Source organism: Pseudomonas sp. NY15181 (assembly GCF_048068055.1).
In the GTDB taxonomy this organism is placed as follows: domain Bacteria; phylum Pseudomonadota; class Gammaproteobacteria; order Pseudomonadales; family Pseudomonadaceae; genus Pseudomonas.
In genome coordinates, this window is the sequence record NZ_JBLUPT010000003.1 from 381,024 (window position 1) to 406,733 (window position 25,710).

The following is a 25,710-nucleotide window of genomic DNA, read 5'->3' on the forward strand; positions in this document are numbered from 1 at the left end:
CCGGCCCCGCTGCTTTGAGACGGGGACTTTTCGGATGTCCGACGATTTCAATTTCGCCTCGCCGCCCTTCGACCAGTTGCGCCCGCAGGAGCGCGAGCAGCTGTGCGACGCGCTGAGCGTGGGTTACTACACGGTCGACGAAGTGCTACTGGAAGCCGGCGCGCCGGTACCCTGCCTGTTCATCCTGCTCAAGGGCGTGATCGAGGAGCGCGGCGAGGATGGCAGGCTGTTCGCCCAGTACGCCGCCGAGGACCTGTTCGACGTACGCGGGCTGCTCTCCGGCAGCAGCAAGCACCGCTACCAGGCGGTGGAGGAGAGCATCGTCTACGAGCTGCCGGCGGAGGTGTTCCACCAGCTCTGTGCCGGCAATCCCGAGTTCGCCCGTTTCTTCCGCGCCGACCTCGCGAGCAAGCGCCAGCTGGAGCGTCGCGACGGACAGAACCTCGCCGAGTTCATCCTCACCCGCATCGCCCCCGAACACCTTCTGCCGGCGATCGAAGTCGAACCCTCGCTACCGCTGGGCGATGCCGCGCGCCTGCAACTGAGCCGTGGCGCCGATGCCTTGCTGGTGCGCGAGAACGGCGCGCTGGGCATCGTCACCCGCACCGACCTGATGGTCGCGCACTTCCGTGATGGCCGCAGCGAGGCCGAGCCCATCGGCCCACTGGCGCACCGGCCGCTGGCCAGCGTCGAACTGGGCGATTTCCTGTTCGACGCCATGATCCTGATGACCCGCCAGCGCATCGAACGGGTGGCGGTGTGCGAGGCGGGCAGGGTGGTCGGCCTGTTGCACCTGACCCAGGTGCTCAGCCTGTTCTCCACCCATTCCCATGTGCTGGCGCTGCGTATCGCCCGCGCCGAAAGCGAGGCGGAGCTGCGCGCGGCGGCGGAAACCCTGCACACCCTGATCGCTACGCTGGCCGGCAACGGCATCCGCCTGCGCTTCATCATGCAACTGGTCAGCGCGCTCAACGAGCAGCTGCTGGAGCGTCTCTTCGAACTGCAGATCCCGCCGGCACTGCGGGGCAAGTGCTGCCTGATGGTGATGGGCAGCGAAGGCCGCGCCGAGCAGTTGCTCAAGACCGACCAGGACAACGCCCTGATCCTCGCCGACGACCTGCCGGAGGAGCAGGGCTTGCTGCTGATGCAACGCTTCTCCGCGGCACTGCTGGACTTCGGTTATCCGCCGTGCCCCGGTGGCGTGATGGCCTGCCGGCCGGAGTGGTGCAAGCCGCTCGCGAGGTGGCAGCGCGAGTTGCGGGAGCTGCCGCTGCAGGGTCGTCCGGATGAGCTGATGCGCCTGTCGATCATCGCTGATGCCTGGCCGGTGGCGGGCAACCGGCAGTTGTTCGAAAGCCTGCGCGAGGGCCTGAACGCCCTGGCCGGCGACGATAGCCGCTGGTTGAGCGACCTGGCGCTGCCGGCCTTGCAGTTCGACACGCCGCTGACCTTCCTCGGCCAGCTCAAGACCCAGGACGCACACCTGGACATCAAGCGCGGCGGCATCTTCCCCATCGTCCACGGCGCCCGTGCGCTGGCGCTGCGCGAAGGGTTGGAGGAGCGCGGCACCCTGGGCCGGCTCGCCGCGCTCAAGGCGTTGGGCGTGCTGGACGAGTCGCTGGCGGACAACCTGGTGGAGTCCTTCGAGCTGTTCCTGCAATTGCGCCTGCGCCAGCAACTGGAGGGCCAGCGCGACGGCCGGGTGCAGGGGCTCGATGTTGCGCGCCTGAGCCGCCACGAGCGCGACCTGCTGCGCTACGGTTTGCATGTGGTGAAGAAGTTCAAGCAGAGCCTGATCCGGCAATTCCACCTGGAGACCCGATGAACGCCTGCGTAAGCCTTCCCGATCAGCAATGGTCCGCCTGGCGCCGCCGCCTGTACTGGTGGCGCCATGATCCGGCGGATGCCGAGGAGCTGGTGTCGCTGGACCTGGAAACCACCAGCCTCGATCCGCGCAAGGCTGACATCCTCAGCATCGGCGCGGTGCGCATCAGACGCGGCAAGCTGATCCTCGGCGAGCGCCTGGAACTGCTGGTGGAGCCGCCGCCGAGCCTGAGCGGCGAATCCATCCGCATCCACAGGTTGCGCCGCACCGACCTTGAAGGGCAGCTGCCGCTGGCCGAGGCGCTGCGCCGCGTACAGGACTTCGTCGGCGATCGTCCGTTGCTCGGCTATTACCTGTCCTTCGATGTCGCCGTGCTGCGCCGGCACCTGCGCGAGGAGCTTGGCGCACGCCTGGACAACCCGCGGGTCGAGGTTTCCGAGCTGTACCATCGGAAGATGAGCCGGCGCTTTCCCGACCTGCACCTGGACCTGCGCTTCGACACGCTGGCGCGCACCCTGGATATCCCGGTGGAAGGCCGGCACACCGCCATCGGCGATGCGCGCACCGCCGCGCTGATGTTCCTGCGTCTGCGCAAGGGCTCGTTGCCGCGCGATCTCGCTTGAGGCTGCGGCACCCGGGCCGATTCTTTGAATCTTCCGTCGGGCGCCCAAGTCCCAGACTACAAGCGTTGGCCAATCGCCTCAGCGTGAGCCATCGCTCCTCGTCGAGCCAAGAGGAGAGACGATATGGGACTCGGGACCATTCTGTTGATCATTCTGATACTGCTGCTGATCGGTGGCCTGCCGGTATTTCCCCACTCCCGCGCCTGGGGCTACGGCCCCTCGGGTGCGATTGGGGTGGTGCTTATCGTTCTGCTGGTGCTGGTTTTGCTCGGGCATATATGAGCCACGCCGGGCCGCCCGGTGCTCCGGGCGGTTCGCCACTTCCATGATGCTGCAGGGTGATTCATCGCACAGCCTGCCCGCCATGCTTGCACTAACATGCTGGGCCTTTGCCATCAGGGAGTCGTACGGGATGCTGGGCGTTGTACTGATTGCGTTGGGAGTGCTCTGGCTGCTTGTCCAGTGCGGGCTGGGCGTGCCGCCGCTGGCTGAAGCCATGACGTTCGAGCCGGTGGCCAATCCAACCCGCTATTGGCAGTTCGCCTTCCTCGGCCCGGCCATTCCGCTGGCCTTAGGCGTCTTTCTGCTGCGTTACCGCATCAGAGAGTTCGCCCAGTTCAAGCGTGAACACATCAATTGCACGGCCCACGTGCTGATTTTCGCCGGCATTGCCCTGGTGCTCGGCAAACTCTGCGTCCTGCTGCAATCCTGATCTCCTGATTCGATAGCCTGCGACGGCGGTTTGCCGGAGGCATTCAGCGCCCTGATGTCGCCGCCGGGGCGGCGGGCCTTGGTTACACTTCTGCTCACTGTCCCGAACAACTCTCTCCGAACAAGAGCAGGCAAACCTCCCTATGCAAAACCGCATCATGATCACCGGCGCCGGTTCCGGCCTCGGTCGCGAAATCGCCCTGCGCTGGGCCCGCGAGGGCTGCAGGCTGGCCCTGGCCGACGTCAACGAAGCGGGCCTGCAGGAAACCCTCAAGCTGGTGCGCGAGGCCGGCGGCGACGGCTTCATCCAGCGCTGCGACGTGCGCGACTACAGCCAGTTGACCCAGCTGGCGCAAAGCTGCGAAGAGAAATTCGGCGGCATCGACATCATCGTCAACAACGCCGGCGTCGCCTCCGGCGGCTTCTTCAGCGAGCTGTCGCTGGAAGACTGGGACTGGCAGATCTCGATCAACCTGATGGGCGTGGTCAAGGGCTGCAAGGCCTTCCTGCCGCTGCTGGAGCAGAGCAAGGGGCGGATCATCAACATCGCCTCCATGGCTGCGCTGATGCAGGGCCCGGCGATGAGCAACTACAACGTGGCGAAAGCCGGCGTGGTGGCGCTCTCGGAAAGCCTGCTGGCCGAGCTGAGCCTGGTGGACGTGAAGGTCCACGTGGTCTGCCCGTCGTTCTTCCAGACCAACCTGCTGGACTCCTTCCGTGGCCCGAGCCCGGAAATGAAGAGCCAGGTCGGCAAGCTGCTGGAAAGCTCGCCCATCAGCGCCGCCGACATCGCCGACTACATCCACCAGGAAGTGGCCCGCGACGTCTTCATGATCCTGCCCCACGAGCAGGGCCGCATGGCCTGGCAGATCAAGCAGCAGAACCCGCAGGTCATCTACGACGAGATGGCCACGATGGCGGAGAAGATGCAAGCCAAGCGCCGCACGCCCGCTTGAGAACCTGATTACGATCTGCTGCGCGTCGGCATAACTGCGTTGAGGCCAACTGAGCAATGCTCATTGACTGCGTGTCAACTCAGCTTTCTCATTTGTCCTCGCCTTGTTCTGCTCTAGCTTGCGAGATCGTAAAGCAGGTTCCGAACCAGTCATTTGCCCTCTTTCGGTGCAGTGAAAAACAGGGCTTGCCCAGGCCGGTGCAAAGGGTTAGTTTTAGTCACCGGCCTGCCTGGCTGAAGAACGTTGGACCCCGGTGAAAGCCCCGCACATTTCGCGGGGCTTTTGCTTTTTCGGGCCACTGCGCATCGGTGTGGATTCGCGCTTTGCGTGTCGGCGGGCCTGTGTTAGAAGGCACCGGTGTCATTGAAGGAAGAACCCGCTTGCAGTCCGAATCCATCGTCTATGGTTGCATCCGCGACTGGCCCGGCGACTCGATGGAGCGCCGCTTGCGCCGCGCCGCCAACCGCAAGGTGCTCGACAGCCTGCCGATGGGGGAGGCTTGGCCTTTCCTCGGTCGCGAGATGTTCAGCCGCTGCGAAACCGAGGGCGCCGGCCTGTACCAGTCCCAGGTCATCCATTTCGGCGCCAGCTACCAGACCATCGAGTACGAGTGGAAACTCTGGGTCGAGCAGTTCGAGGCCCTGCTGCGCCGCCTCTACTGGGCCAGCGCGGTGGTTCACCTGGAAACCGAAGTCAACGGCAGCCACACCTTCCGCTGGGAGTCCGAGAACGGCTTCCACAGCCCGCGCGAAGGCGAACTGAAAGTGCGCTGCGCCTGGGAGCGCGAGGGCGGCCTGCGCGGCTGACCGGCGCGTTTCCCGTCACGGAAAGAGCCCCATGATCAACTACCTCTGGTTCGTCCTCGCCGCCTTCTGCGAGATCGGCGGCTGCTACGCCTTTTACCTCTGGCTGCGGCTGGACAAGAGCGCCCTGTGGATAATTCCGGGGTTGCTCAGCCTGACGGTGTTCGCCTTGCTGCTCACCCGCGTCGAGGCCAGCTACGCCGGGCGCGCCTATGCGGCCTACGGCGGCATCTACGTCGCCGCGTCGCTGTTCTGGCTGGCTTTCGTGGAGAAGAGTCGCCCGCTGTGGAGCGATTGGGTGGGCGTGGCGCTCTGCGTGATCGGCGCCAGCGTGGTGCTGTTCGGGCCTCGTCTCGCGCCCTGAATGCGGCGACGCCTATAGATAGGTCCCGGCGCAGCTCCTACAGGTTCACCACCTGCCTCAATCCTCCAGCCACTCCCTCGGCACTTCGCTTTTCAGCATCAGTTGGCACTGCTGGCTTTCCGGATCGAAGACGATCACTGCCTCGCCGCGCTTCAAGGCATGCCGCGCACGCTCCACGCGTACGTCCAGCGGCGTGTCGTCGCCGTTGTCGGTGCCTTCGCGGGTGACGAAGTCTTCCAGCAGGTTGTTCAGGGTGTCGGCTTCGATCAGGTCAAAGGGAATCAGCATGGCGGGTACTCGCGAATCGCAGCGCGGGATTGTAGTCCCGCGCCGCGGCGAGTGCAGCTTCAGTTCTTGCCTTTGTCAGTGTTCTCGCCGCTGTCGATCAGCTCGTCCACCGGCTGCACGTGGGTGGTGCTCTCCATGTGCACCGGATGCTCCAACTGCTTGCTGAAACGCTCCAGGGTGCCTTCGCTGGGCTCGGCGTCGCTGTCGAACACCGGCGGGCTGAGCAGGTAGGCGGTGAGCAGGCGGGCGAGGGCGGCGAGGCTGTCGATGTGTGTCCGTTCGTAGCCGTGGGTGGCGTCGCAGCCGAAGGCCAGCAGCGCGGTGCGGATGTCGTGGCCGGCGGTGATCGCCGACTGCGCATCGCTGTGGTAGTAGCGGAACAGGTCGCGGCGCACGGCGATCTCGTGGCGTTCGCTCAGCCGCAGCAGATGCCGTGACAGGTGGTAGTCGTAGGGCCCGCCGGAGTCCTGCAGGGCCACGCTCACTGCGTGCTCACTGGAGTTCTGCCCGTCGGCCACCGGGGCGATGTCGATGCCGACGAATTCGCTGACGTCCCATGGCAGCGCGCCGGCCGCGCCGGAGCCGATCTCCTCGGTGATGGTGAACAGCGGGTGGCAGTCGATCGGCGGTTTCTGGCCGCTCTCGCGGATCGCCTTGAGGGCCGCCAGCAGCGCGGCGACTCCGGCCTTGTCGTCGAGGTGGCGGGCGCTGATGTGGCCGCTCTCGGTGAATTCCGGCAAGGGGTCGAAGGCGACGAAATCGCCGATGGCCACGCCCAGGGTCTCGCTGTCGGCGCGGCTGACCGTGTAGGAGTCCAGCCGCAGTTCGACGTGATCCCAGCTGATCGGCAGGCTGTCCACCGCAGTGTTGAAGGCGTGCCCGGACGCCAGCAGCGGCAGCACGCTGCCGCGCAGTACGCCGTTCTCGCAGAACACCGTGACCCGGCTGCCCTCGGCGAAGCGGCTCGACCAGCAGCCCACCGGCGCCAGTGCCAGGCGGCCGTTGGACTTGATCTCGCGGACGATGGCGCCAATGGTGTCCAGGTGCGCGGAAACCGCGCGGTCCGGGCTGTTGCGCCGCCCCGAGAGCGTCGCGCGGATGGTCCCGCGGCGGGTCATCTCGAAGGGTACGCCGATCTCCTCCAGGCGCTCGGCGACGTAGCGCACGATGGTGTCGGTGAACCCGGTGGGGCTGGGAATGGCGAGCATTTCCAGCAGCACGCGCTGCAGGTAGTTCAGGTCGGGTTGTGGCAGTGGTGTCATGCGGAAGCCTCCATGCCGGGATGGGCGTCGCGGTTGAGCAACTCGCGGCTCAGCGGGAACAGCAGGTCGACGAAGCGCTCGGCGGTGGGCTGCGGCTCGTGGTTGGCCAGCCCGGGCCGTTCATTGGCTTCGATGATCACGTAGTCCGGCTGGTCGGCGTCGCGCACCAGCAGGTCGAGGCCGGTGACCGGGATTTCCAGCGCGCGCGCCGCGCGGATCGCGGCCTCGGCCAGTTCCGGGTGCAGGCGCTCGGTGACGTCTTCCAGGGTGCCGCCGGTGTGCAGGTTGGCGGTGCGGCGCACGGCCAGGCGCTGGCCGCTGGGCAGCACGTCCTCGTAGCCGAAGCCGGCGGCGGCCAGGGTGCGTTCGGTCTCGCCGTCCAGCGGGATGCGGCTTTCGCCACCGGTGGCGGCCTGGCGACGCCGGCTCTGGGCTTCGATCAGCCGGCGGATGCTGTGCCGGCCATCACCGATGACCTCGGCGGGACGGCGGATCGCGGCGGCCACCACTTCATAGCCGATCACCACGATGCGCAGGTCCTGGCCGGCGTGGTAGCTCTCCAGGAGCACGCGGGTGTCGAACTGCCTGGCCTGGACGATGGCGCTCTCCACTTCGCCGGTGTTGCGCAGGTCCACGGCGACGCCCTGGCCCTGCTCGCCGTCCACCGGCTTGACCACCAGCGAACCGTGCTCGGCGAGGAACCGGGCGTTGTCCTTGGCGCTGCCCGCCAGGCACTGCTGCGGCTGGCGCAGGCCGACGCGGTCGAGGGCGCGGTGGGTGAGGGTCTTGTCCTGGCACAGGCTCATGCTCACCGCGCTGGTCAGGTCGCACAGCGATTCGCGGCAGCGGATGCGCCGGCCGCCCTGGGTGAGGATGAACAGCCCGGCGTCGGCATCCTGCACCTGCACGTCGATGCCGCGCCGATGGGCCTCGTCGACGATGATCCGGGCGTACGGATTCAGGCCCTCTTCCGGACCGGGGCCGAGGAACAGCGACTGGTTGATGCTGTTCTTGCACTTGATGGCGAAGGTCGGCAGCTCGCGGAAGCGCAGCTTGCGGTAGAGCGCCTTGGCCTGTTGGTTGCTGTGCAGCACCGACAGGTCGAGGTAGGCCAGGCCCCGGCTCATGAAGTGTTCGACCAGGTGGCGCACCAGGGCCTCACCCACGCCGGGGCGGCTGGACTGTGGGTCCACCGCCAGGCACCAGAGGCTGGAGCCGCCTTCCGGGTCGCGGAAGGCCTTGGTGTGGTTGATGCCCATGACGGTGCCGATCACCGTGCCGGTCTCGTCGTCCTCGGCCAGCCAGTAGGCCGGCCCGCCCTGGTGGCGCGGGGTGACCTGGGCGGCATCCACCGGAAGCATGCCCCGCGCCAGGTACAGGCGGTTGATTGCCGCCCAGTCCTCGTCGCTGTGCACCCGGCGGATGCGGAAGCCGCGGAACGGCCGGCGCGCCGGGCGGTAGTCGGTGAACCACAGGCGCAGGGCGTCGGAGGGGTCGAGGAAGAGTTGCTGCGGGGCGTGGGCAAGCACCTGTTGCGGGGCGGCCACGTAGAGGGCGATGTCGCGCTCGCCGGGGCGTTCGTTGAGCAGTTCCGCGGCCAACTGTTCCGCGGTGGCGAAGGTGTGGCCGATCAGCAGGCGGCCCCAGCCGCATTGCAGGATCAGCGGGCCTTCGTGGCGTTGCGCGTGGTCGCCGGCGAAGCGCGCCTGGAGGCGTTCGTAGGTGGGCGTCTGGCCTCGCAGCAGGCGCTGGTTGTGGGGATGCGGCTGGTTCAAATGGGTCTTCATGGCGTACTCCGTGAAAAGCATTCGTCCCGGCTTCACAAACCCTGTTCGGTCAGCCAGAGGTTGAGCGCGGCCAGTTGCCAGAGCTTGGAGCCCCGCAGCGGTGTGAGGTCGGTCGACGGGTCGCTGAGCAGGCGGTCGAACATCGCCGTCTCGAACAGGCCGCGATCCTGGCTCGGGTCCAGCAGCAGTTCGCTGACCCAGGCGCGTGTGTTGCCTTGCAGGTGCTTGAGGCCGGGCACCGGGAAGTAGCCCTTGGGGCGGTCGATGACGGCGCTGGGGATGACGCGGCGGGCGGCGGCCTTGAGCACCTGCTTGCCGCCGTCGCCGAGCTTGAAGCGCGGCGGGATGCGCGCCGACAGCTCCGCCACCCGGTAGTCGAGGAACGGCACGCGGGCTTCCAGGCCCCAGGCCATGGTCATGTTGTCGACCCGTTTGACCGGGTCGTCGACCAGCATGATGGTGCTGTCCAGGCGCAGGGCCTTGTCCACCGGGTCGTCCGCGCCGGGCTGGGCGAAGTGTTCACGGACGAACTCGGCGGCCACGTCTTCCACCCGCAGGGCTTCGCGCACGGTATCCAGGTACTCGCCGTGGCTGCGGTCGAAGAACGCGGTGCGGTAGGCCTGCAACGGGTCCTTGGCGCCGGCCACCTTCGGGTACCAGTGGTAGCCGGCGAACAGTTCGTCGGCGCCCTGGCCGCTCTGCACCACCTTGCAGTGCTTCGACACTTCGCGGGAGAGCAGGTAGAAGGCAATGCAGTCGTGGCTGACCATCGGCTCGCTCATGGCCTGGAAGGCCGCCGGCAACTGCTCGATGACTTCCCTTTCGGCGATGCGCAGCTGGTGGTGGCGGGTGCCGTAGTGCCTGGCGATCAGGTCCGAGTACTGGAACTCGTCGCCGCGCTCGCCGCCGGCATCCTCGAAGCCGATGGAGAAGGTCAGCAGGTCGTCCACTCCCGCTTCGTGCAGCAGCCCGACCAGCAGGCTCGAATCGACCCCACCGGAGAGCAGCACGCCCACTTCGCGGGCGGCGCGCTGGCGCACGCTCACCGCGTCGCGCAGGCCGGCCAGCAGGCGGTCCTCCCAGTCCTCCAGGGTCAGCTCCCGCTCATCGGGTAACGGGCCGTAGTCCAGGCTCCACCAGCGCTGGCGCTCGGTGTGGCCCTCGGCGTCGATGCTCATCCAGGTGGCCGGCGGCAGCTTGCTCACCTCGGCCAGCAGGGTGCGTGGGGCGGGCACCACGGCGTGGAAGTTGAGGTAGTGGTTGAGGGCGACCGGGTCCAGCGCCGGATCGATGTCGCCACCCTTGAGCAGCGCCGGCAGGCTGGAGGCGAAGCGCAGGCGCTGGCCGGTCCGTGACAGGTACAGCGGCTTGATGCCGAGGCGGTCGCGGGCGATGAACAGACGCCGTTTGTCGCGTTCCCAGATGGCGAAGGCAAACATGCCATTGAGGCGTGGCAATAGTTGCTCACCCCAGGCGTGGTATCCCTTTAAAAGTACTTCGGTGTCGCCACCGGAGAAAAAGTGGTAGCCGAGGGCTTCCAGCTCCCCGCGCAGCTCGGGGTAGTTGTAGATTGCGCCGTTGAATACCAGCGACAGGCCCAGCGTCGAATCGACCATCGGCTGGCCGGAGGCTTCGGCCAGGTCCATGATCTTCAGGCGCCGGTGTCCCAGGGCCAATGGCCCTTCGCTGTGGAAGCCCCAGGCATCAGGGCCGCGCGGGGCGAGGTGGTGGGTGATGCGTTCGACCGCGGCGAGATCGGCGGCCTGTTTATCGAAACGAAGTTCTCCTGCTATTCCGCACATGTCCTTACCGGTTCTCCGTTGGGGATGAGTGGGTGGTCCCTCAGGGAGGGCATAGGGGAGGACCGTCCGATTGGATGAGAGTTCTATTTGATTTCATTGAGGAAAGTTCGAAGGCGCAGGTGAACGATGATGGCTGATGGCAAATCTTCGACGCGTAACGGCCACGCCCTGTCGATGCTGCAGGCGCTGCGTCGCCTGCAGCAGGCGGCCGACGTGCACTCCAAGAGCCTGGGGCGCGATGGCGAATTGACGCCGCTGCAACTGCTGATCCTGCAGGTGGTGGCGCTGGAGGGGGAAATTACCGCTGGTCAGTTGGCCGGGCAGGTGGCGCTGTCCCAGTCGTCGCTGTCGGGCGCCCTGGCGCGCCTTGAAAGCCAGCGGTTGCTGACGCGCCGGCGCGACCCCGACGACCGCCGCAAGCAGTGGCTGAGCCTGAACGACGCGGGGCACGAGGCCCTGCGTGACGGGCCGGAACTGTTGCCCGAGCACGCCCTGGAGCGTTTCGCCGGGCTGCCGGAGTGGGAGCAGCACACCATCCTTGCCGGGTTGCTGCGTGCCGCCGAGCTGTTCGAGACGCCCGCCGCGGCGGGCGTGGAAGAGGAAGAGAGCTAGGACGCCAACAGCTTCTGCGCGGCCAGCGACAGGCTCACCGCCACCAGCATCAGGGCGAACAGGCGTTGCAGGGTCGCGCCGCCCAGGCGCACGGCCAGGCGGTTGCCGGCCAGCACACCGAACGCGCCACCCGCCGCGAGGCAGGCCAGCAGCGGCAAGGGCGGCTGGGCATGGCTCAGGTAGAGCAGGAAGCCGCCGCCGGAAACCAGCGCGATCACCGCCATGGAGGTCGCCGTCGCCGCCAGCATCGACAGCGGGGTGAACCACAGCAACCCCGGCACGATCAGGAAGCCGCCACCCACGCCCATCAGGCCGGACAGCAGGCCTACCGCCAGCCCCACACCCAGCAGCGGGCCGTTGCGCGTCGCCTGGCCGCTCACGCGTTCCTGGCGCGAGCCCTGCCACATGCGCCAGGCCGACCACAGCACCAGCAGGCAGAAACCGACGATCAGCCAGGCGTCCGGCACGAATTTCCCCAGCCATTGGCCGATGGCATTGCCCGGCCAGCCGGTGATCACCAGCCAGAACAGCGGTCGCCAGGCCACCTGGCCCTGGCGCGCCCGGGGCACCGCGCCGATTGCCGCCGACAGCGCCACCGCGCCGAGGCTGACGCCGATGGCGTCGTGCAGCGGCAGGTGCAGGCTGAGCAGCAGCGGCAGCGCCACCAGCGAGCCGCCGGCGCCGGTCAGGCCCAGCAGCAGGCCGAGGATCAGCCCGATGACCGAGGATTCCAGCAGTAATGCATCCATGTCGGTGGTCCGCTCTGGAAGTGGGGCGCCGCGGTCCGTCCGGCCGCGGCGGCGATCAGGAGGTCTTCTGCCCGCGCACGACTTCGCGCAGGAAGAAACGATTGGGGTGGCAGGCCTCGGCGACTGCGCGCGGCAGCGGTAGCGGTTCCTCCTCCAGCCAGGCCGCCAGCAGCTCGCCCGATAGCGGCGCGGTGACCAGCCCGCGCGAACCGTGGGCGCTGTTCAGGTACAGGCCGTCCAGCCAGGGGCAGGGCGTCTCCGGCACCTGCCGGGCGTCCTTGCCGAGCACCGCGTAGGCCGCCGCGAAAGCCTCGCGGTCGGCCAGCGGGCCCACCAGCGGCAGGTAGTCCGGGGTGGTGCAGCGGAAGGCCGCGCGGCCTTGCAGGGTCGCCGGGTCGAGCTGGGCGACGTGCAGGCGCTCGGTCAGGTCTGTGGATATCTCCGCCAGCAGGTCGAGGTTGCTCAGGTGTTCTTCCAGCGAGGGCTCGGTGTCATCGCGCTTGAACTCGAAACTGGCGCCGAGAGTGTGTTCGCCACGGCGTGGTGGCGCGACGTAGCCTTCGGCACAGACCACGGTGCTCAGCGCCGCGCTGTCGGCGGTGACCGGCAGGCGGGTGATCTGGCCGCGGATGCGCTTCATCGGCAGGCCCTGCGCGCCCTCGAAACGGCGCACCTCGGCGGCGGTGGCGAGGATGGCGACCGGCGCACTGGCGAGCCTGTCGTCGCCGCTCCAGGCGCTCCAGCCGGCGGCATCGCGCTGCAGGCGGACTTCCTCGCCGGTCAGTACGCGGATATTCGGATGCTGCGCCAGGTGCCGGCACAGCGCTGGCGGATGCACCCAGCCGCCCTCGGGGTAGAACAGGCCGCCGGCCGGAAGGCCGATGCCGGCGATGGCTTCGGCTTCGGCCTTGTCCAGCTGGCGCAGCAGCGTGTCCGGGAAGGCATCGGCCAACTGCGCCTGGCGCTGCGCCTCGGCGTCGTCGAAGCCCAGTTGCAGCACGCCGCAGTCCGACCAGTCCTCGCCTTTCTGCAGGCGCTCGATCTGCCGCCGGGTATGGCCAAAACCGCTGACGATGAGGCGCGACAGCGCGGTGCCGTGGGCCGACAGCTTGAGATAGAGCACGCCCTGCGGGTTGCCCGAGGCTTCCTCGGCCAGGGCGCCGTGGCGTTCGATCAGCGTCACCTGCCAGCCGCGCTTGGCCAGGCTCGCGGCGCTGGCGCAACCGGCCATGCCGCCGCCGATCACCAGTGCTTCTCGCGGGCCCGCGCCGTCCTGGGGGGCGCGGCGCGCGGGGCGGGCGTACCAGGGTTTGCCGGCCGGTTGTTCGGCGCCGATGTATTCGCCCTGGGACATCTCCCATTTCTTGCCGAAGCCCAGAGTGCGACGGATTTTGAAGCCGGCGGCGCCCAGGCCTCGGCGGACGAACCCGGCGCTGGTGAAGGTGGCCAGCGTTGTGCCTGGCGCCGAGAGCCTGGCGAGCTGGGCGTAGAGCGCGTCGTTCCACATCTCCGGATTCTTCGACGGCGAGAAGCCGTCGAGGAACCAGGCGTCGATCCGAGCATCCAGCTCCGGCAGCATGTCCAGCACGTCGCCCACCAGCAGGGTCAGCACCACGCGGCCACCGGCGAAGACGAATCGCTGGAAGCCCGGGTTGATCGCGACGTACTGCGCCAACACCTGTGCGGACAGGTGTTCCAGCTCCGGCCAGAGGGCGAAGGCGCGGCGCAGGTCGTCCAGCGCCACCGGGAACTTCTCCACGCTGACGAAGTGCAGTCGCGCATCCGCCGGTGCCAGCGCCTCGAACTGCTCCCAGGCACAGAGGAAGTTCAGTCCGGTGCCGAAGCCCGTCTCGCCGATGCACAGCCGCCCGCCGGCGGACAGCGCGGCAAAGCGTTCGGGCAGGCGGTTGCCGGCGATGAACACATGGTGTGTCTCCTCGATGCCGGAGGCGCGGGAGAAGTACACGTCGCCGTAGACGCGGGAGGTGGGCTGGCCGTTCTCGTCCCAGTCGATCTGGGCGTTGTGGGCATTGGGCTGGGAAGGGAGCATGCGTCGGTCGCGGTGAAAGCAAAGGCGGCAGTTTAGCCGATCCGTCGCGTGGACCTCAGAGGTTGGCGATGTTTCGACGTGCGCCGCGTTGCCGCGGGAGTTCGTGGGCATCGTCTTTCCAGCAGGCTTCTCGAAACGCCGGTGGCGTGGTCACGGTCACGACAAAATCTCAGCAGCGCCCCCATCACATCCGCTACCTTTTACCGCATTCGGAAACAAGGAGAGGTGCATGTTCGAATCCGCCGAGATCGGCCATTCCATCGACAAGGAAACCTACGAGAAGGAGGTCGCCGTCCTGCGCGAGGCCCTGCTCGAGGCACAGTACGAGCTCAAGCAGCAGGCGCGCTTCCCGGTGATCATCCTGATCAATGGCATCGAGGGTGCCGGCAAGGGCGAAACAGTGAAGCTCCTCAATGAGTGGATGGACCCGCGCCTGATCCAGGTGGAGAGCTTCCTCCTGCCCACCGACGAGGAACTCTCCCGCCCGCCGCAGTGGCGCTTCTGGCGCAAGCTGCCGCCCAAGGGGCGCATCGGCATCTTCTTCGGCAACTGGTACAGCCAGATGCTCTACGCGCGGGTGACCGGCGAGATCAAGGACAGCCAGCTCGATGGACTGATCGGCGACGCCGAGCGCTTCGAGCGCATGTACTCCGACGAAGGCGCGCTGATCTTCAAGTTCTGGTTCCACCTGTCCAAGAAGCAGCTCAAGGAGCGTCTCAAGACACTGGAGAACGACCCGCAGCGCAGCTGGCAGCTCAGCGACCTGGACTGGAAGCAGAGCGAGGTCTACGACAAGTTCGTGCGCTACGGCGAGCGCGTGCTGCGCCGCACCAGCCGCGACTATGCGCCCTGGTACGTGGTCGAGGGCGCCGATGAGCGCTACCGCAGTCTGACGGTGGGCCGCACCATCCTCGAAGGCCTGCAGGCAGCGCTCAAGCTCCAGGGCCGCCCGACCCCGCAGCCCCATGCCGCACCCCTGGTTTCCAGCCTGGACAACAAGGGCCTGCTCGGTGCGCTCGACCTGACCCTGGCGCTGGACAAGGATCAGTACAAGGAGCAGATGGCCAAGGAGCAGGCGCGCCTGGCCACGCTGATGCGCGACAAGCGCTTCCGCAGCCATTCGCTGGTCGCCGTGTTCGAGGGCAACGACGCCGCCGGCAAGGGCGGCGCCATCCGCCGCGTGACCGACGCGCTGGACCCGCGGCAGTATCACATCGTGCCCATCGCCGCGCCCACCGAGGAGGAGCGCGCGCAGCCCTACCTGTGGCGCTTCTGGCGGCACATGCCGGCGCGCCGGCAGTTCACCATCTTCGACCGCTCCTGGTACGGCCGCGTACTGGTGGAGAGGGTGGAGGGCTTCGCCTCGGACGCCGACTGGCTGCGCGCCTATGCGGAGATCAACGACTTCGAGGAGCAGTTGGTCAACTACGGCATCGTGGTGGTGAAATTCTGGTTGTCGATTGACCAGGACACCCAGCTGGAGCGCTTCAAGGAACGCGAGTCGATTCCGTTCAAGCGCTTCAAGATCACCGAGGAAGACTGGCGCAACCGCGACAAGTGGGACGCTTACGCCGACGCCGTGGGCGACATGGTCGACCGCACCAGCACCGAGATCGCGCCCTGGACGCTGGTGGAGGCCAATGACAAGCGTTTTGCCCGGGTGAAGGTGCTCAAGACCATCAACGATGCGCTGGAGGCGGCGTACGCGAACTCGAAGAAGAAGGGCTGAGCGGCTATTGGCTCTTCGTTGGAGCGAGCTTGCTCGCGAACCCGCTTAACGCCGACCTTGCCGGCGGATCGCGGAGAAGCTCTGTTCCTACCAATGCCTCACGTTTCCGTAGGAGCGGACTTTGTCCGCGATGCTCTTTGTTCTGGGTGTTTCTGCGCCGCTTCGGCGTGTGCGGAGAGATGTTGTTTCGCCCCCTCGGGCGACCTACTTTGTCAAACGCCCCAAAGTAGGCAAAGGTCTTGCCCCGGACATCCGGTTTTTCGCTTGGGGCGAAAAATGCCCTCATTGAATCGAAGTTTCAGGGGCACGCGCTGACGGGCCATCCCTGGCCCGACAGCGCTCTCGCGACATCCATGTCGCTCAACCCCTGAAACTCCGCTTCAACGAGGCCTCCTGAACGGGGCCGTTCGGAGCGCGCGGTCGTTTCACTGGAAGTCTTCAGAGTCCAGAGCACGAGCAGCTTTTGTAGGAGCGGGCCATGCCCGCAATCCGTCGGTAGGGCCGGCGCTCTACCCACCGTTCCTCTGCGAAGGCTTCGGCGCCCCGACGAGCCGCCCCATCGCCCCGGCAATCCCCATATCCCGCAACGCCTTCAATTCACCCTCGCTCTCCACCATCTCCGCGATCAGCGGCAGGTCGATGCTGTTGGCCGCACGGAACACCGCTTCGATGAACAGGCGCTTGTCGTTGTCCTGGTCGATGGCGCGGATGTAGCTGCCGTCGATCTTCAGGTAGGCCAGGCCCAGGCGGGTGAGGTTGCCGATCAGGCTGAAGCGGCCGCCGAAGTGCTGCAGGCCGAGTTTGCAGCCGACTTCCTGCACCGCCTGGCTGAGTTTTTCCAGCTCCGCCGGCGGCGGCAGGTAGCGTTCGTCCACTTCCAGGGTCATCAGCCGGGCTTCCTGCGGGTGGGCGCGCAGGACGTCGAACAGCTGGCGCAGCGGCGCGGCGCCGCGCACGGTTTCCGCCGAGAGCGACAGCGCCAGTGGCGCCGGCTGCTGGGCGAGGTGGGCGAGGGCGTGTTCGAGCATCGCCAGGTCGAAGCGCGCGGACCAGCCGAAGCGTTCGATCCAGGGCAGGAACTGGCCGGCGGCCACGGCCTCGCCCTGCGGGTCGAGCAGGCGGGCGAGGACTTTCTGGTGCAGCAGTTCGCCGCCTTCGGCGCAGGCGCGCACGGGCTGGAACCAGAGTTGCAGCTTGCCTTTCTGCAAGGCGTCGTCGAGCCAGTCGCGCCAGGCGTGGGAGTCCTGCGCTGGTTGGCTGCCGGAACTGTCCAGGCGCTGCCAGGGGCGGTCCGGCGAGGACTGCGACTGGGCCAGCGCCTGGTCGGCGCGGGACAGGACGCTGGCCGAGGACTCGCCAGGGCGGAAGGCCGACAGGCCCAGGTGCGCCACCGGCGTGCAGTCGCTGGCGCCGGTGCCGCGCAGGTTTTCCAGGGAGGCGCTGAGCTCGTCCGCCAGTTGCTCGGCGCTGGCACTGTCCAGGCCGGGAGCGAGCAGGGTGAATTCACCACCACGGCTGCGCGCAGCCAGCCAGTCCGGGGTGCCATATTGCTGGCGCACGCGCTCCAGCAGTTCGGCGACGTCGCGGATCAGCGCGTCGGTGCGTTGCCCGCCCAGGCGATGGTTGAGCCCGGCCAGGTCGTTCAGGCGCAGCAGCAGCAGGTAGCCGGCGGCGTTCTGTTCGCTGGGCGAGAGCTGCGCATCCAGGCGCGCATCGAACAGGCGGCGGTTGGCCAGCCCCGAGAGGCTGTCCTGGTAGGCCTCTTCGCGCAGCTTCTCGCTGCGCGAGGCTTCCTCGGCGAACAGCGCCTTGAGCTTGTCGACCATCTGGTTCATCGCCTGCACCACGCGCTTGAGTTCCGGGGTGCGCGGCTCCTTGGGCAGGGTGAGGAATTCGCGGCGGGTGATGGCCTGGGCCTGCTGCACCATCTGGTCCAGGGGCTTCAACTGGGTGCGCAGCAGCCAGCCGCCGAGGATGGCACTGACCAGCCCGCAGAGCAGCAGCCAGGCCAGGCTGCCCAGCGCACCGTCCCACAGCTTGGCCAGGGCGAACTGCGGATGGCTGACCACTTCGACCCGCGCGGCCTGTTCCCAGCCGCGCATGATCAGCGCATCGCCACCCTGGGCCTTGAGGTTCACCAGGCGGGCGAACCAGTGCGGCACCTGTTCGGACTGGGTGTCGGTGTCGCGTTCGACGATGACCTTGCCGTCGGCGATGCTGACTACGCGGATGGTGGCGAAGTAGCCGGAGTCGAAGATCGAACTGACCATCAGCTCGATCATCGCCGGGTCGTCCACATGCGGCGTCAGCGACAGGCCCAGCGCGGTGGCGGCATCCTGGGCGTGGGAGCGCAACTGGCTGATCATCTGCTCGCGGGAGCTTTCCAGGCTGGTGACGAAGCTGCCGGCGAAGGCCACCACGAGGAACAGGCAGATCGCCAGGAACAGTTGCTTGAGCAATGACATGCCGGGTTCTCCTATCGCGTTTCGTCGAGGTCCAGGCCCTCGGCGCGCATCTTGGTCAACAGGTCCTGCCAGCGCGACAGCTTCTTGCTGTCGCCGGTGCGCTTGCCTCCGCCGGGGCCGGGCAGCCACAGCCCCTCGGCGTTGAAGGCGTAGACGGGCAGGAGGTCCTTGCGCTGGGAGGCGGGCCTGATCTGCGGGATCAGGTTGTCCAGCACCAGCGGGTCGGCGGTGGGGGTGGAGTAGTAGGTGAGCACCATGTGCGCCTGGTTCTGCACCAGTGCCTTGACGTAGGTGATGCGCAGTTTGTCGCTGTCGACGCCGAGGCGGCGCAGGGTGACGTACTTGGCGATGGCGTAGTCCTCGCAGTCGCCGGCGCCCTTGTAGAGCGCTTCCACGGGCGTTGCCCAGTAATCCTCCTGGTGCCAGACGGTGCGATCGTCGGTGAACACCAGGGCGCCATTGAAGAAGGCGTTCACCGCCTTGAGCTTGGCGGCTTCGTCGAGGCCCTGGCTGTCATCGATCAGTCGGCCCCAGGACTGGATGCGCGTCTTGGCGGTGCCCAGGTCGCCGTAGCGCTGCTGGGCGTTCTGCAGGATGGTGTCGAAATTCCAGGCGGCGCCGGCCGTCAGGGCGAGGAGCGCGAGCAGCAGCCCGCCAGCCCGCAGACGCAGCGGGCTGGCGAACAGCCTAAGGGCTCCTCCGGTCGGCTGCATCGCCAGCGCTCCATGTGGGATGCATGGAGTCTAGGCGGTCCGCGGAAAGTTGCGCTGGCGTATGGCCAGTGAGCGCAGGGGGCGGGGGTTGGAGAGGCGACCTAGTCCAGGCGTCGCGTCTTGACCCTGAGCAGGTAGAGGGTCACCAGCGTCGCGCTGGTCAGCATGAAGCCCCAGGCCCAGGGGCGCTGCACCAGATAGCAGGAGAGGGCGATGCTGCTCCACATCAGGCCGATGGCGTAGACCTTGCCCTTGAGCGGAATGCCTTCGCCGTCCAGGTAATCGCGAATCCAGGGGCCGAGTTTCGGGTGGTTCACCAGCCAGTCGTAGAAGCGCTGGGAGCTGCGCATGAAGCAGGCGGCGGCGAGCAGGAGGAAGGGCGTGGTGGGCAGCACCGGCAGGAAGATGCCGATCACGCCCAGTGCCACGCTGAGCCAGCCCACGCCGAGGAGGCAGTAGCGGACCCAGGCGTGGCGGCTCTGGCGGATTTCCCGCGAGGACATCGAGCTATCAGTGGGTGCGCGGCTTCAGCAGGGCCGGTTTCTCTTCCGGGGCCTGGCACAGCAGGAACAGGTTGGTCAGCAGTTCCGGGATTTGCGCGACCATATCGTCGACCAGTTGGCGGTCGCGGGCGATCTCGTCGAACTCGGGCTGTTCGTCGAACAGGCCGGAACCAACCATGATCGGCAGCAGCAGTTCGCTGACTTCTTCCTCGGCCTGCTCGAACCACACCGCTTCGCGCAGGAACACGCCTTCCATGAAGCCGATGCACCAGCCGCGAATGTCGGAGTCGTCCGGCTCGTCGCCCAGGTAGGGCTCGCACGGCAGTTCCAGTTCCTCGTCGCCGGCCATCTGGCGGGTGATGTGCGCCTTGAGCTGGACCAGAGTGCCCTCGATTTCGGAGCGTTCCTCGTCGCTGCGGTAGTGCGGCGGCTCGGCGAACAGCGCGTCGATCCACTCGCGGTCCGGCACTTCCTCCGGGCAGATCGCCAGAGCGGTCAGGTAGCCGTGTGCCGCCACGTAGTCCAAGGCTTCCTCGTGCAGGTCATCGGCATCGAGAAAGGCTTGCAGGCGGGACAATTGGTCGGCGAAGGACATCGGGTACTACCTCGGAGGTGATCGGCCCCAGATTGTAGTCGTTCCGGGGCCTCGCGGCAAAAGCGAAATACCCGCGCGGCCCGCGCTGACGCGGGCTTCGGACGCATGTGACGGATTTTTCCGCAGTTTCCCGGACAAGGTGCCGGTTGTGGGCGGATCGCTTGCGTATAATGCCCGGCTTCATTCGGAGTCCCCCATGCTCGACCAGGCCCTGCGCATCCTCAAAGACGTTTTCGGTTACGACGCCTTCCGTGGCAATCAGGCGCGGATCATCGAGCGCGTGGCCAGCGGCGGCGATGCCCTGGTGCTGATGCCCACCGGCGGCGGCAAGTCGCTGTGCTTCCAGGTCCCGGCGCTGCTGCGCGACGGCCTGACGGTGGTGGTCTCGCCGCTGATCGCGCTGATGGAGGACCAGGTCGCCACGCTGGACGAGCTTGGCGTGCCGGTGGCGGCGCTGAACTCCTCGCTGAGCCCCGAGGCGCAGCGCGAGATCGCCGACCGCCTGCAGCGCGGCGAGATCAAGCTGCTCTACCTTGCCCCGGAACGCCTGGTGCAGCCGCGCATGCTGGCCTTCCTGCAGCGCCTGCGGATCGGCCTGTTCGCCATCGACGAGGCGCACTGCGTGTCGCAATGGGGCCACGACTTCCGTCCCGAATACCTGCAGCTGGGCCAGCTCGCCGAGTTGTTCCCGGAGGTGCCGCGCATCGCCCTGACTGCCACGGCGGACATGCGTACCCGCGAGGAAATGATCCAGCGCCTGCACCTGCAGAACGCCGAGCAGTTCCTCTCCAGCTTCGACCGGCCGAACATCTTCTACCGCATCGTGCCCAAAGAGCAGCCGCGCAAGCAGCTGCTGGGCTTCCTCGCCGAACGGCGCGGCGATGCCGGCATCGTCTACTGCATGTCGCGCAAGAAGGTCGAGGAGGTCGCCGAGTTCCTCTCCGCCCAGGGCTTCCCGGCGCTGCCGTACCACGCCGGGCTGTCCAACGACCTGCGCGCCTATCACCAGAAGCGCTTCCTCAACGAGGAAGGGCTGATCATGGTCGCCACCATCGCCTTCGGCATGGGCATCGACAAACCCAACGTGCGCTTCGTCGCGCACCTGGACCTGCCGAAAAGCCTTGAAGCCTACTACCAGGAAACCGGTCGCGCCGGCCGTGACGGCCTCCCCGCCGACGCCTGGATGGCCTACGGCCTGCAGGATGTGTTGCTGCTGCGGCAGATGATGCAGAACTCCGAGGGCGACGAACGCCACAAGCGCGTCGAGCGCCACAAGCTCGAGGCCATGCTGGCGCTGTGCGAGGAGACCCGCTGCCGCCGCCAGGCGTTGCTGGCCTACTTCGACGAGGTGATGCCCAACCCTTGCGGCCACTGCGACATCTGCGTCGACGGCGTGGAAACCTGGGACGCCACCGAGCCCGCGCGCCAGGCGCTGTCGGCCATCTACCGCAGCGGCCAGCGCTATGGCGTCGGCCACCTGGTGGACGTGCTGATGGGCAAGGACACCGAGAAGGTGCGCAGCGTCGGTCATCAGCACCTGGCGGTGTTCGGCATCGGCAAGTCCCGTGGCGAGGACGAGTGGCGCACGCTGTTCCGCCAACTGGTCGCCCGTGGCTTCGCTGATGTGGACGTCGACGGTTTCAACGGACTGCGTCTGACCGAGGCGTGCCGCCCGCTGCTGCGCGGCGAAGAGACGCTGGCCCTGCGCCGCGATCCCAAGCCGCAGCGCAGCAAGTCGTCTTCCTCCGGTGGCGCCAGCCCGGCCAGCCAGCTGGTGCGCCAGGAAGAACGCGAGATGTGGGAAGCCCTGCGCACCCTGCGGCGCAAGCTGGCGGAAGAGCACTCGGTGCCGCCCTACGTCATCTTCCCCGACGCGACCCTGCTGGAAATGCTGCGCAGCCAGCCCACCACGCTCACCGCGATGGCCCAGGTCAGCGGCGTCGGAGCGCGCAAGCTGGAGCGCTACGGCCAGGCGTTCCTCGATGTGCTCACCGAGTCGGACAAGGCACCGGACACCCCGGCGCCGGTCACCGACCTGCGCCACGAGTTGGTGACCCTGGCCCGCGCCGGCATGACCCCGGTGCAGATTGCCCGCCAGCTCGATTGCAGCGAGAAGAACGTCTACAGCCTGCTGGCCGAAGCCATTGGCCACCAGCAGCTGACCCTGGAGCAGGCCCTGGATCTGCCCGAGGACCTGCTGGGCGAGGTGCAGGACGCCTTCCTCGACGAAGACGGTGAACTGCCGCCGGTGAGTGCCATCGCGGAGCTGTTCGAAGGCCGCGTGCCGTTGGGCGTTCTGCACTGCGTGCGCGCCGCCCTGCAGGCCGAGCTGGAAGTCTGATCGCGCCGAAATACGGCGTTACAGATGAAATATCAATATGCCAGCAACGGCGTCTAGTTCCGCCAGTCATATCCGGCAGTACGGATCACTTGCGGAGTGCGAGATGGCGAGTTGGATGCGGGTAGTGGCGGGGCTGCTGGTCGTAGGGCAACTCAGCGGATGCGCCAGTGGAGGCGGTCTTTCCGAGAACGGCAAGAGTGCTCTCATCGGTGTGGCGGCGGTGGCCGCATTGGCCGGCATGGTCCTGCTTTCGAAAGACCGTGACGACGATGACGATTATCGCGACGGCTACCGCCGCGACTACCGGGATTACGGGGATTATCGCCATGGACGTGACAGCCGTGGCTATGATCGGCGGTCCGCCGATTACTGCCCTTGATGGGCGATGGCCCTGGCGCAGTGGTGGGCGTACGTCAGATTCGTGACGGGGCGGAACGACAAACTTGTGACGCGCATCCCGAACGGCTATGGTGGCACTTAGACCTCCACGAGAAGAGGTGAACGTGCCACAACAAAGCTGGCTGGACGACGTCCATGCTAACGCTTACGCGGAACAGCTCTCCCAGGGCTTTCGCCGCCTGCGTTTCAAGCCCGACCTGGAAACCCAATACCGCCACTACCTGCTGGAAGACAGCTTCGATCTCAAGCGCACCGCGCTGACCATCGGCGTGCTGATCTGGCTGGCGCTGGCGGTCATCGACTTTCTCCTTATCCGCGACCCGGTGCACTGGCAGATGCTCGCCGTGCGCATCGGCGTGCTGGTGCTGCTGGTGGCCTGCGGCGGCCTGATCCTGCAGCGTCGCCATACCCAACTGCTGGTGCCGCTGAGCCTGGCCTGCATCCTCTGCATCGGCGTCGGCGCCGCCGCGGTGGTGGGCATCGCCCACTCGGTCGACCAGGGCTATCCCTACGAGGGACTGTTGTTGGTCAGCATGGCCGCCTACTTCCTGATCGGCCTGCGCTTTTCCGAGGCGGTGGCCTGCGCCTTGGTCATCCTGCTGGCATACGTGGGGGGCGAGCTGTACGTCGGGTTGCCATTGCCCAAGCTGATCAGCAACGTGGTGTTCCTGCTGTTCGGCAACCTGGTCGGCGCCGTGGGCTGCTACCTGCTGGAGTACAAGTCCCGCCAGCATTTCCTGATCAGCCGCCTGCTGCGGGTGATGGCCGAACACGACAGTCTCACCGGGCTGCACAACCGGCGTAGCTTCAATCGCCAGCTGGAGCGCCTGTGGCGCCAGGCGCAGCGCGAGAGCGTGGGGCTGGCGCTGCTGCTTTGCGACGTCGACCACTTCAAGGCCTACAACGACCGCTATGGCCACCAGGCCGGCGATACCGTGCTGCAGCGCATCGGCGAGGTGCTCGCGGCCTGCGCCCGGCGCCCGCTGGACATGGCGGTGCGCCTGGGCGGCGAGGAGTTCGCCGTGCTGCTCTACGGTGCCAGCGAGCGCGAGGCCAGGGAGCGCGCCGAGGTGCTGCGCGAGGCGGTGCAGGGGCTGGGCATCGCCCATGAGGGCTCGCTGACGGCGGAGGAGGTGACGCTGTCCATCGGTGTCTCCTGCCTGTGGCCGGAGACCGGGCATCCGCTGCGCAGCATCTACGAACATGCCGACCGGGCCTTGTACGAGGCGAAGGCGTTCGGGCGTAACCAGGTCGTCGCTTGATCGGATGGAGCGATAAGAAAGGCAAACTGTTTCCTGGCAGTGAGTGCCAATGCCTCTCCCACACCCCAGCCCTCTCCCAAGGGGAGAGGGAGCAAGTTGTGCCGGCTGACACAGTCGCTTCCTCCTGCTCCGAACGGTCCCCTCTCCCTCCGGGAGAGGGTTAGGGTGAGGGGGGCTTGTCGCGCCGAAGTGGCCCATTCCGTCCCCCGCACTGGCGCCGTGCGTGACTGCGGCGTCCGCAGGGCCGGTGCTAGGATGCGCCGGACCCTGCCACCGAGCCCGCGCCCATGCAGCAGCTGATCCAGCCCAACGGCCAACCGCACTACGGCATCTTTCCCACCACCCCGGCGACGATCAACCACCGCGATTTCGACTTCCGCTCACCCATGGGCCGTCGTCTCGGCGCGCTGAGCAAGTGGCGCAGCTTCCACCAGTTCCAGTACTTCGGCCTGATCAGCCCGACCCTGATCGGCGGCTGTGCGCTGGCCGACGTCAGCCTGCTCACCATAGGCTTTGTCTACCTCTACCACCCGGAAAGCGGGCGGATGATCGAGCGCCAGTTCAAGTGCCCGCTGGGCATGGGATCGAGCTTCTCGCAGACCCCCAACGACGGCGTCTGCGAACTGCGCCAGGGCCGCAACCTGCTGCGCCTGGAGAACGGTACGTCGCCCTTGGAGAAGCGACTTCTGGTGGAACTGGACGACGGCACCCGCATCGATGCGCGCTTCAGTGAGGAGCAGCCGGCCTTCGAGCCCATGAGCCTGTGCACGCCGACGGCGGTGAACGGCTGGGTCTACGCCCGCAAGGTGGCCGGCGTGCACTGCCACGGCGAGGTGCGCAGCGCCCTGGGCAACTACGACCTGCGCACGCTGGATGCCTACGCGCATCACGACTGGTCCGCTGGCTACATGCGCCGCGAGACCTTCTGGAACTGGGCCTGCCTGTCCGGCGAGGCGCAGGGGCTGCGGGTCGGACTCAACCTGTCGTGCGGGGTCAACGAGACCAGCTTCACCGAGAACTGCTACTGGCTGGATGGCAGGCTGGTGAAGGTGGATACCGTGCGTTTCGAATTCGACCGCGACCATCCGCTGCAACCCTGGACCATCCGTTCCTACGACGGCCAGGTCGAGCTGCGCTTCGAGGCCCACGGCCTGCACCAGGAGCGCCTCAACCTCGGCGTGCTGGCCAGCAACTTCAAGCAGATCTTCGGCCGCTTCAGCGGCGTGCTGCGGCCGGCGGGGCAGGCCGAGGTGCGCATCGACAACCTGTGGGGCTTCGTCGAGGACCAGTACGCCAAGTGGTGAGGCGTTTCGTCACGCCCTGCGACAATCTGTCATTGTACGAGCTTGATTAGCTGGCTAATAATTAGTCAAATCAATTAGCCGCATCATCCCCGACTTCTTTCAGAAAAAAGCCGCGACACAATGGCAGACAACGATAAGCACTACTTCGGTACCCAACTGGCCCAGGCCTCGCGTGCATGGCGGGCTGAACTCGACCGCCGCCTCAGCCACCTGGGGCTGTCCCAGGCACGCTGGCTGGTGCTGCTGCACCTGGCACGCCACTCCGCCGCGCCCACCCAGCGCGAGCTCGCGCAATCGGTCGGCGTCGAAGGCCCGACCCTGGCCCGCCTGCTCGACGGCCTGGAGGCCCAGGGGCTGGTTCGTCGCCAGGCCGTGGCCGAGGACCGCCGCGCCAAGCGCATCGCCCTGACGCCCAAGGCTGACGTCCTGATCGCCGATATCGAGAGCATTGCCGCTTCGGTGCGCAATGAGGTGCTCAACGGCATCACCGAGGACGAGATCGCCCTCTGCCAACGGGTCCTCAGCCGGATTCTTGGCAACCTGGAGAAGAATTGAGCAACTCATCAC

The 25,710-nt window shown here is 67.0% G+C and carries 24 protein-coding genes; 14 read left to right on the forward strand and 10 right to left on the reverse strand.

Annotated features, from left to right (window positions below; all coding sequences use genetic code 11):
* Positions 1–34 precede the first annotated feature (34 nt).
* The 7 genes from ACNFBT_RS10460 (at position 35) to ACNFBT_RS10490 (ending at position 5,282) form a co-directional block, all read left to right on the forward strand.
* Positions 35–1,825, forward strand: coding sequence for a putative nucleotidyltransferase substrate binding domain-containing protein (locus ACNFBT_RS10460; protein ID WP_416748997.1), 1,791 nt, complete (start codon positions 35–37; stop codon positions 1,823–1,825).
* Entirely contained in the window at positions 1,822–2,448 is a 627-nt protein-coding gene (locus tag ACNFBT_RS10465; protein ID WP_416748999.1) for a 3'-5' exonuclease, read from the forward strand. The genes ACNFBT_RS10460 and ACNFBT_RS10465 overlap by 4 nt, the downstream gene beginning before the upstream one ends.
* A 123-nt stretch (positions 2,449–2,571) precedes the next feature.
* On the forward strand, positions 2,572–2,730 hold the full coding sequence (locus ACNFBT_RS10470; protein ID WP_416749001.1) for a DUF3309 family protein: 159 nt from the start codon (positions 2,572–2,574) through the stop codon (positions 2,728–2,730).
* A gap of 43 nt (positions 2,731–2,773) precedes the next feature.
* Entirely contained in the window at positions 2,774–3,160 is a 387-nt protein-coding gene (locus ACNFBT_RS10475; protein WP_416749003.1) for a hypothetical protein, read from the forward strand.
* Between the two features lie 142 nt (positions 3,161–3,302).
* Positions 3,303–4,115 carry an SDR family oxidoreductase gene (locus tag ACNFBT_RS10480; protein WP_416749005.1) on the forward strand — a complete coding sequence of 271 codons (813 nt, stop codon included), beginning with the start codon at positions 3,303–3,305 and terminating at the stop codon, positions 4,113–4,115.
* Positions 4,116–4,495: 380 nt separating this feature from the next.
* Positions 4,496–4,921 carry a hypothetical protein gene (locus ACNFBT_RS10485; protein WP_015478190.1) on the forward strand — a complete coding sequence of 142 codons (426 nt, stop codon included), beginning with the start codon at positions 4,496–4,498 and terminating at the stop codon, positions 4,919–4,921.
* Between the two features lie 31 nt (positions 4,922–4,952).
* Entirely contained in the window at positions 4,953–5,282 is a 330-nt protein-coding gene (locus ACNFBT_RS10490) for a YnfA family protein (protein WP_416749007.1), read from the forward strand.
* A 57-nt stretch (positions 5,283–5,339) separates the two neighbouring features.
* Here the strand turns inward: ACNFBT_RS10490 and ACNFBT_RS10495 are convergent, their stop codons facing one another.
* Genes ACNFBT_RS10495 through ACNFBT_RS10510 form a run of 4 tightly spaced genes read right to left on the reverse strand, consistent with a single transcriptional unit; the run spans position 5,340 to position 10,421 of the window.
* Entirely contained in the window at positions 5,340–5,570 is a 231-nt protein-coding gene (locus tag ACNFBT_RS10495; RefSeq protein WP_205336877.1) for a YheU family protein, read from the reverse strand.
* Between the two features lie 59 nt (positions 5,571–5,629).
* Positions 5,630–6,832, reverse strand: coding sequence for an osmoprotectant NAGGN system M42 family peptidase (locus tag ACNFBT_RS10500; protein WP_416749010.1), 1,203 nt, complete (start codon positions 6,830–6,832; stop codon positions 5,630–5,632).
* Entirely contained in the window at positions 6,829–8,619 is a 1,791-nt protein-coding gene (gene ngg, locus ACNFBT_RS10505; RefSeq protein WP_416749012.1) for an N-acetylglutaminylglutamine synthetase, read from the reverse strand. Before ngg ends, ACNFBT_RS10500 begins: the two co-directional genes overlap by 4 nt.
* A gap of 32 nt (positions 8,620–8,651) precedes the next feature.
* A complete protein-coding gene (locus ACNFBT_RS10510) occupies positions 8,652–10,421 on the reverse strand; it encodes an N-acetylglutaminylglutamine amidotransferase (RefSeq protein ID WP_416749014.1) in 1,770 nt (589 codons plus the stop codon).
* A 129-nt stretch (positions 10,422–10,550) separates the two neighbouring features.
* On the opposite strand from ACNFBT_RS10510, the gene ACNFBT_RS10515 reads away from it, so the two are divergent.
* Entirely contained in the window at positions 10,551–11,033 is a 483-nt protein-coding gene (locus ACNFBT_RS10515; RefSeq protein ID WP_416749016.1) for a MarR family winged helix-turn-helix transcriptional regulator, read from the forward strand.
* On the opposite strand, the gene ACNFBT_RS10520 is transcribed toward ACNFBT_RS10515, so the two are convergent.
* Entirely contained in the window at positions 11,030–11,782 is a 753-nt protein-coding gene (locus ACNFBT_RS10520) for a sulfite exporter TauE/SafE family protein (protein WP_416749018.1), read from the reverse strand. The genes ACNFBT_RS10515 and ACNFBT_RS10520 overlap by 4 nt on opposite strands.
* Positions 11,783–11,837: 55 nt before the next feature.
* Positions 11,838–13,832: a bifunctional tRNA (5-methylaminomethyl-2-thiouridine)(34)-methyltransferase MnmD/FAD-dependent 5-carboxymethylaminomethyl-2-thiouridine(34) oxidoreductase MnmC gene (gene mnmC, locus ACNFBT_RS10525; protein ID WP_416749020.1), complete on the reverse strand. Its 1,995-nt coding sequence runs from the start codon at positions 13,830–13,832 to the stop codon at positions 11,838–11,840.
* 229 nt (positions 13,833–14,061) lie between these two features.
* Here mnmC and pap point away from each other — a divergent pair, with 229 nt between their 5' ends.
* Complete coding sequence (gene pap, locus ACNFBT_RS10530; RefSeq protein ID WP_416749022.1) at positions 14,062–15,561, forward strand: polyphosphate:AMP phosphotransferase; 1,500 nt, start codon at positions 14,062–14,064, stop codon at positions 15,559–15,561.
* A 509-nt stretch (positions 15,562–16,070) separates the two neighbouring features.
* On the opposite strand, the gene lapD is transcribed toward pap, so the two are convergent.
* The 4 genes from lapD to ACNFBT_RS10550 all read right to left on the reverse strand — a co-directional run bounded on the left by lapD (position 16,071) and on the right by ACNFBT_RS10550 (position 19,837).
* A complete protein-coding gene (gene lapD, locus ACNFBT_RS10535) occupies positions 16,071–18,026 on the reverse strand; it encodes a cyclic di-GMP receptor LapD (protein WP_416749024.1) in 1,956 nt (651 codons plus the stop codon).
* 11 nt (positions 18,027–18,037) lie between these two features.
* Positions 18,038–18,739, reverse strand: coding sequence for a cysteine protease LapG (gene lapG / locus ACNFBT_RS10540; RefSeq protein ID WP_416749026.1), 702 nt, complete (start codon positions 18,737–18,739; stop codon positions 18,038–18,040).
* Positions 18,740–18,840: 101 nt separating this feature from the next.
* Positions 18,841–19,242, reverse strand: coding sequence for a YbaN family protein (locus tag ACNFBT_RS10545; protein ID WP_416749027.1), 402 nt, complete (start codon positions 19,240–19,242; stop codon positions 18,841–18,843).
* Positions 19,243–19,249: 7 nt separating this feature from the next.
* Positions 19,250–19,837 (reverse strand): UPF0149 family protein, encoded by a 588-nt coding sequence (locus ACNFBT_RS10550; protein ID WP_416749029.1) that lies wholly within the window; start codon positions 19,835–19,837, stop codon positions 19,250–19,252.
* Between the two features lie 196 nt (positions 19,838–20,033).
* Between ACNFBT_RS10550 and recQ the strand changes: the two genes are divergently transcribed.
* The 5 genes from recQ to slyA all read left to right on the forward strand — a co-directional run bounded on the left by recQ (position 20,034) and on the right by slyA (position 25,698).
* A complete protein-coding gene (gene recQ / locus ACNFBT_RS10555; protein ID WP_416749031.1) occupies positions 20,034–22,178 on the forward strand; it encodes a DNA helicase RecQ in 2,145 nt (714 codons plus the stop codon).
* A 103-nt stretch (positions 22,179–22,281) separates the two neighbouring features.
* The gene (locus tag ACNFBT_RS10560) at positions 22,282–22,557 is read left to right on the forward strand and encodes a hypothetical protein (protein ID WP_416749033.1); all 276 of its coding nucleotides are present in this window, start codon (positions 22,282–22,284) and stop codon (positions 22,555–22,557) included.
* 118 nt (positions 22,558–22,675) lie between these two features.
* Positions 22,676–23,839, forward strand: a complete 1,164-nt coding sequence (locus ACNFBT_RS10565; protein WP_416749035.1) for a diguanylate cyclase domain-containing protein — start codon at positions 22,676–22,678, stop codon at positions 23,837–23,839.
* A gap of 287 nt (positions 23,840–24,126) precedes the next feature.
* On the forward strand, positions 24,127–25,143 hold the full coding sequence (locus ACNFBT_RS10570; protein WP_416749037.1) for a DUF2804 domain-containing protein: 1,017 nt from the start codon (positions 24,127–24,129) through the stop codon (positions 25,141–25,143).
* A 120-nt stretch (positions 25,144–25,263) separates the two neighbouring features.
* Positions 25,264–25,698 (forward strand): transcriptional regulator SlyA, encoded by a 435-nt coding sequence (slyA, locus tag ACNFBT_RS10575; RefSeq protein ID WP_416749039.1) that lies wholly within the window; start codon positions 25,264–25,266, stop codon positions 25,696–25,698.
* Positions 25,699–25,710: the final 12 nt, after the last annotated feature.

What these genes read in the sequence shown, in the direction of transcription:
- ACNFBT_RS10460 (WP_416748997.1), top strand. Translation starts at nt 35, where the DNA reads ATGTCCGACGATTTCAATTTCGCCTCGCCGCCCTTCGACCAGTTGCGC.
- ACNFBT_RS10465 (WP_416748999.1), top strand. Translation starts at nt 1,822, where the DNA reads ATGAACGCCTGCGTAAGCCTTCCCGATCAGCAATGGTCCGCCTGGCGC.
- ACNFBT_RS10470 (WP_416749001.1), top strand. Translation starts at nt 2,572, where the DNA reads ATGGGACTCGGGACCATTCTGTTGATCATTCTGATACTGCTGCTGATC.
- ACNFBT_RS10475 (WP_416749003.1), top strand. Translation starts at nt 2,774, where the DNA reads ATGATGCTGCAGGGTGATTCATCGCACAGCCTGCCCGCCATGCTTGCA.
- ACNFBT_RS10480 (WP_416749005.1), top strand. Translation starts at nt 3,303, where the DNA reads ATGCAAAACCGCATCATGATCACCGGCGCCGGTTCCGGCCTCGGTCGC.
- ACNFBT_RS10490 (WP_416749007.1), top strand. Translation starts at nt 4,953, where the DNA reads ATGATCAACTACCTCTGGTTCGTCCTCGCCGCCTTCTGCGAGATCGGC.
- ACNFBT_RS10495 (WP_205336877.1), bottom strand. Translation starts at nt 5,570, where the DNA reads ATGCTGATTCCCTTTGACCTGATCGAAGCCGACACCCTGAACAACCTG.
- ACNFBT_RS10500 (WP_416749010.1), bottom strand. Translation starts at nt 6,832, where the DNA reads ATGACACCACTGCCACAACCCGACCTGAACTACCTGCAGCGCGTGCTG.
- ngg (WP_416749012.1), bottom strand. Translation starts at nt 8,619, where the DNA reads ATGAAGACCCATTTGAACCAGCCGCATCCCCACAACCAGCGCCTGCTG.
- ACNFBT_RS10510 (WP_416749014.1), bottom strand. Translation starts at nt 10,421, where the DNA reads ATGTGCGGAATAGCAGGAGAACTTCGTTTCGATAAACAGGCCGCCGAT.
- ACNFBT_RS10515 (WP_416749016.1), top strand. Translation starts at nt 10,551, where the DNA reads ATGGCTGATGGCAAATCTTCGACGCGTAACGGCCACGCCCTGTCGATG.
- ACNFBT_RS10520 (WP_416749018.1), bottom strand. Translation starts at nt 11,782, where the DNA reads ATGGATGCATTACTGCTGGAATCCTCGGTCATCGGGCTGATCCTCGGC.
- mnmC (WP_416749020.1), bottom strand. Translation starts at nt 13,832, where the DNA reads ATGCTCCCTTCCCAGCCCAATGCCCACAACGCCCAGATCGACTGGGAC.
- pap (WP_416749022.1), top strand. Translation starts at nt 14,062, where the DNA reads ATGTTCGAATCCGCCGAGATCGGCCATTCCATCGACAAGGAAACCTAC.
- lapD (WP_416749024.1), bottom strand. Translation starts at nt 18,026, where the DNA reads ATGTCATTGCTCAAGCAACTGTTCCTGGCGATCTGCCTGTTCCTCGTG.
- lapG (WP_416749026.1), bottom strand. Translation starts at nt 18,739, where the DNA reads ATGCAGCCGACCGGAGGAGCCCTTAGGCTGTTCGCCAGCCCGCTGCGT.
- ACNFBT_RS10545 (WP_416749027.1), bottom strand. Translation starts at nt 19,242, where the DNA reads ATGTCCTCGCGGGAAATCCGCCAGAGCCGCCACGCCTGGGTCCGCTAC.
- ACNFBT_RS10550 (WP_416749029.1), bottom strand. Translation starts at nt 19,837, where the DNA reads ATGTCCTTCGCCGACCAATTGTCCCGCCTGCAAGCCTTTCTCGATGCC.
- recQ (WP_416749031.1), top strand. Translation starts at nt 20,034, where the DNA reads ATGCTCGACCAGGCCCTGCGCATCCTCAAAGACGTTTTCGGTTACGAC.
- ACNFBT_RS10560 (WP_416749033.1), top strand. Translation starts at nt 22,282, where the DNA reads ATGGCGAGTTGGATGCGGGTAGTGGCGGGGCTGCTGGTCGTAGGGCAA.
- ACNFBT_RS10570 (WP_416749037.1), top strand. Translation starts at nt 24,127, where the DNA reads ATGCAGCAGCTGATCCAGCCCAACGGCCAACCGCACTACGGCATCTTT.
- slyA (WP_416749039.1), top strand. Translation starts at nt 25,264, where the DNA reads ATGGCAGACAACGATAAGCACTACTTCGGTACCCAACTGGCCCAGGCC.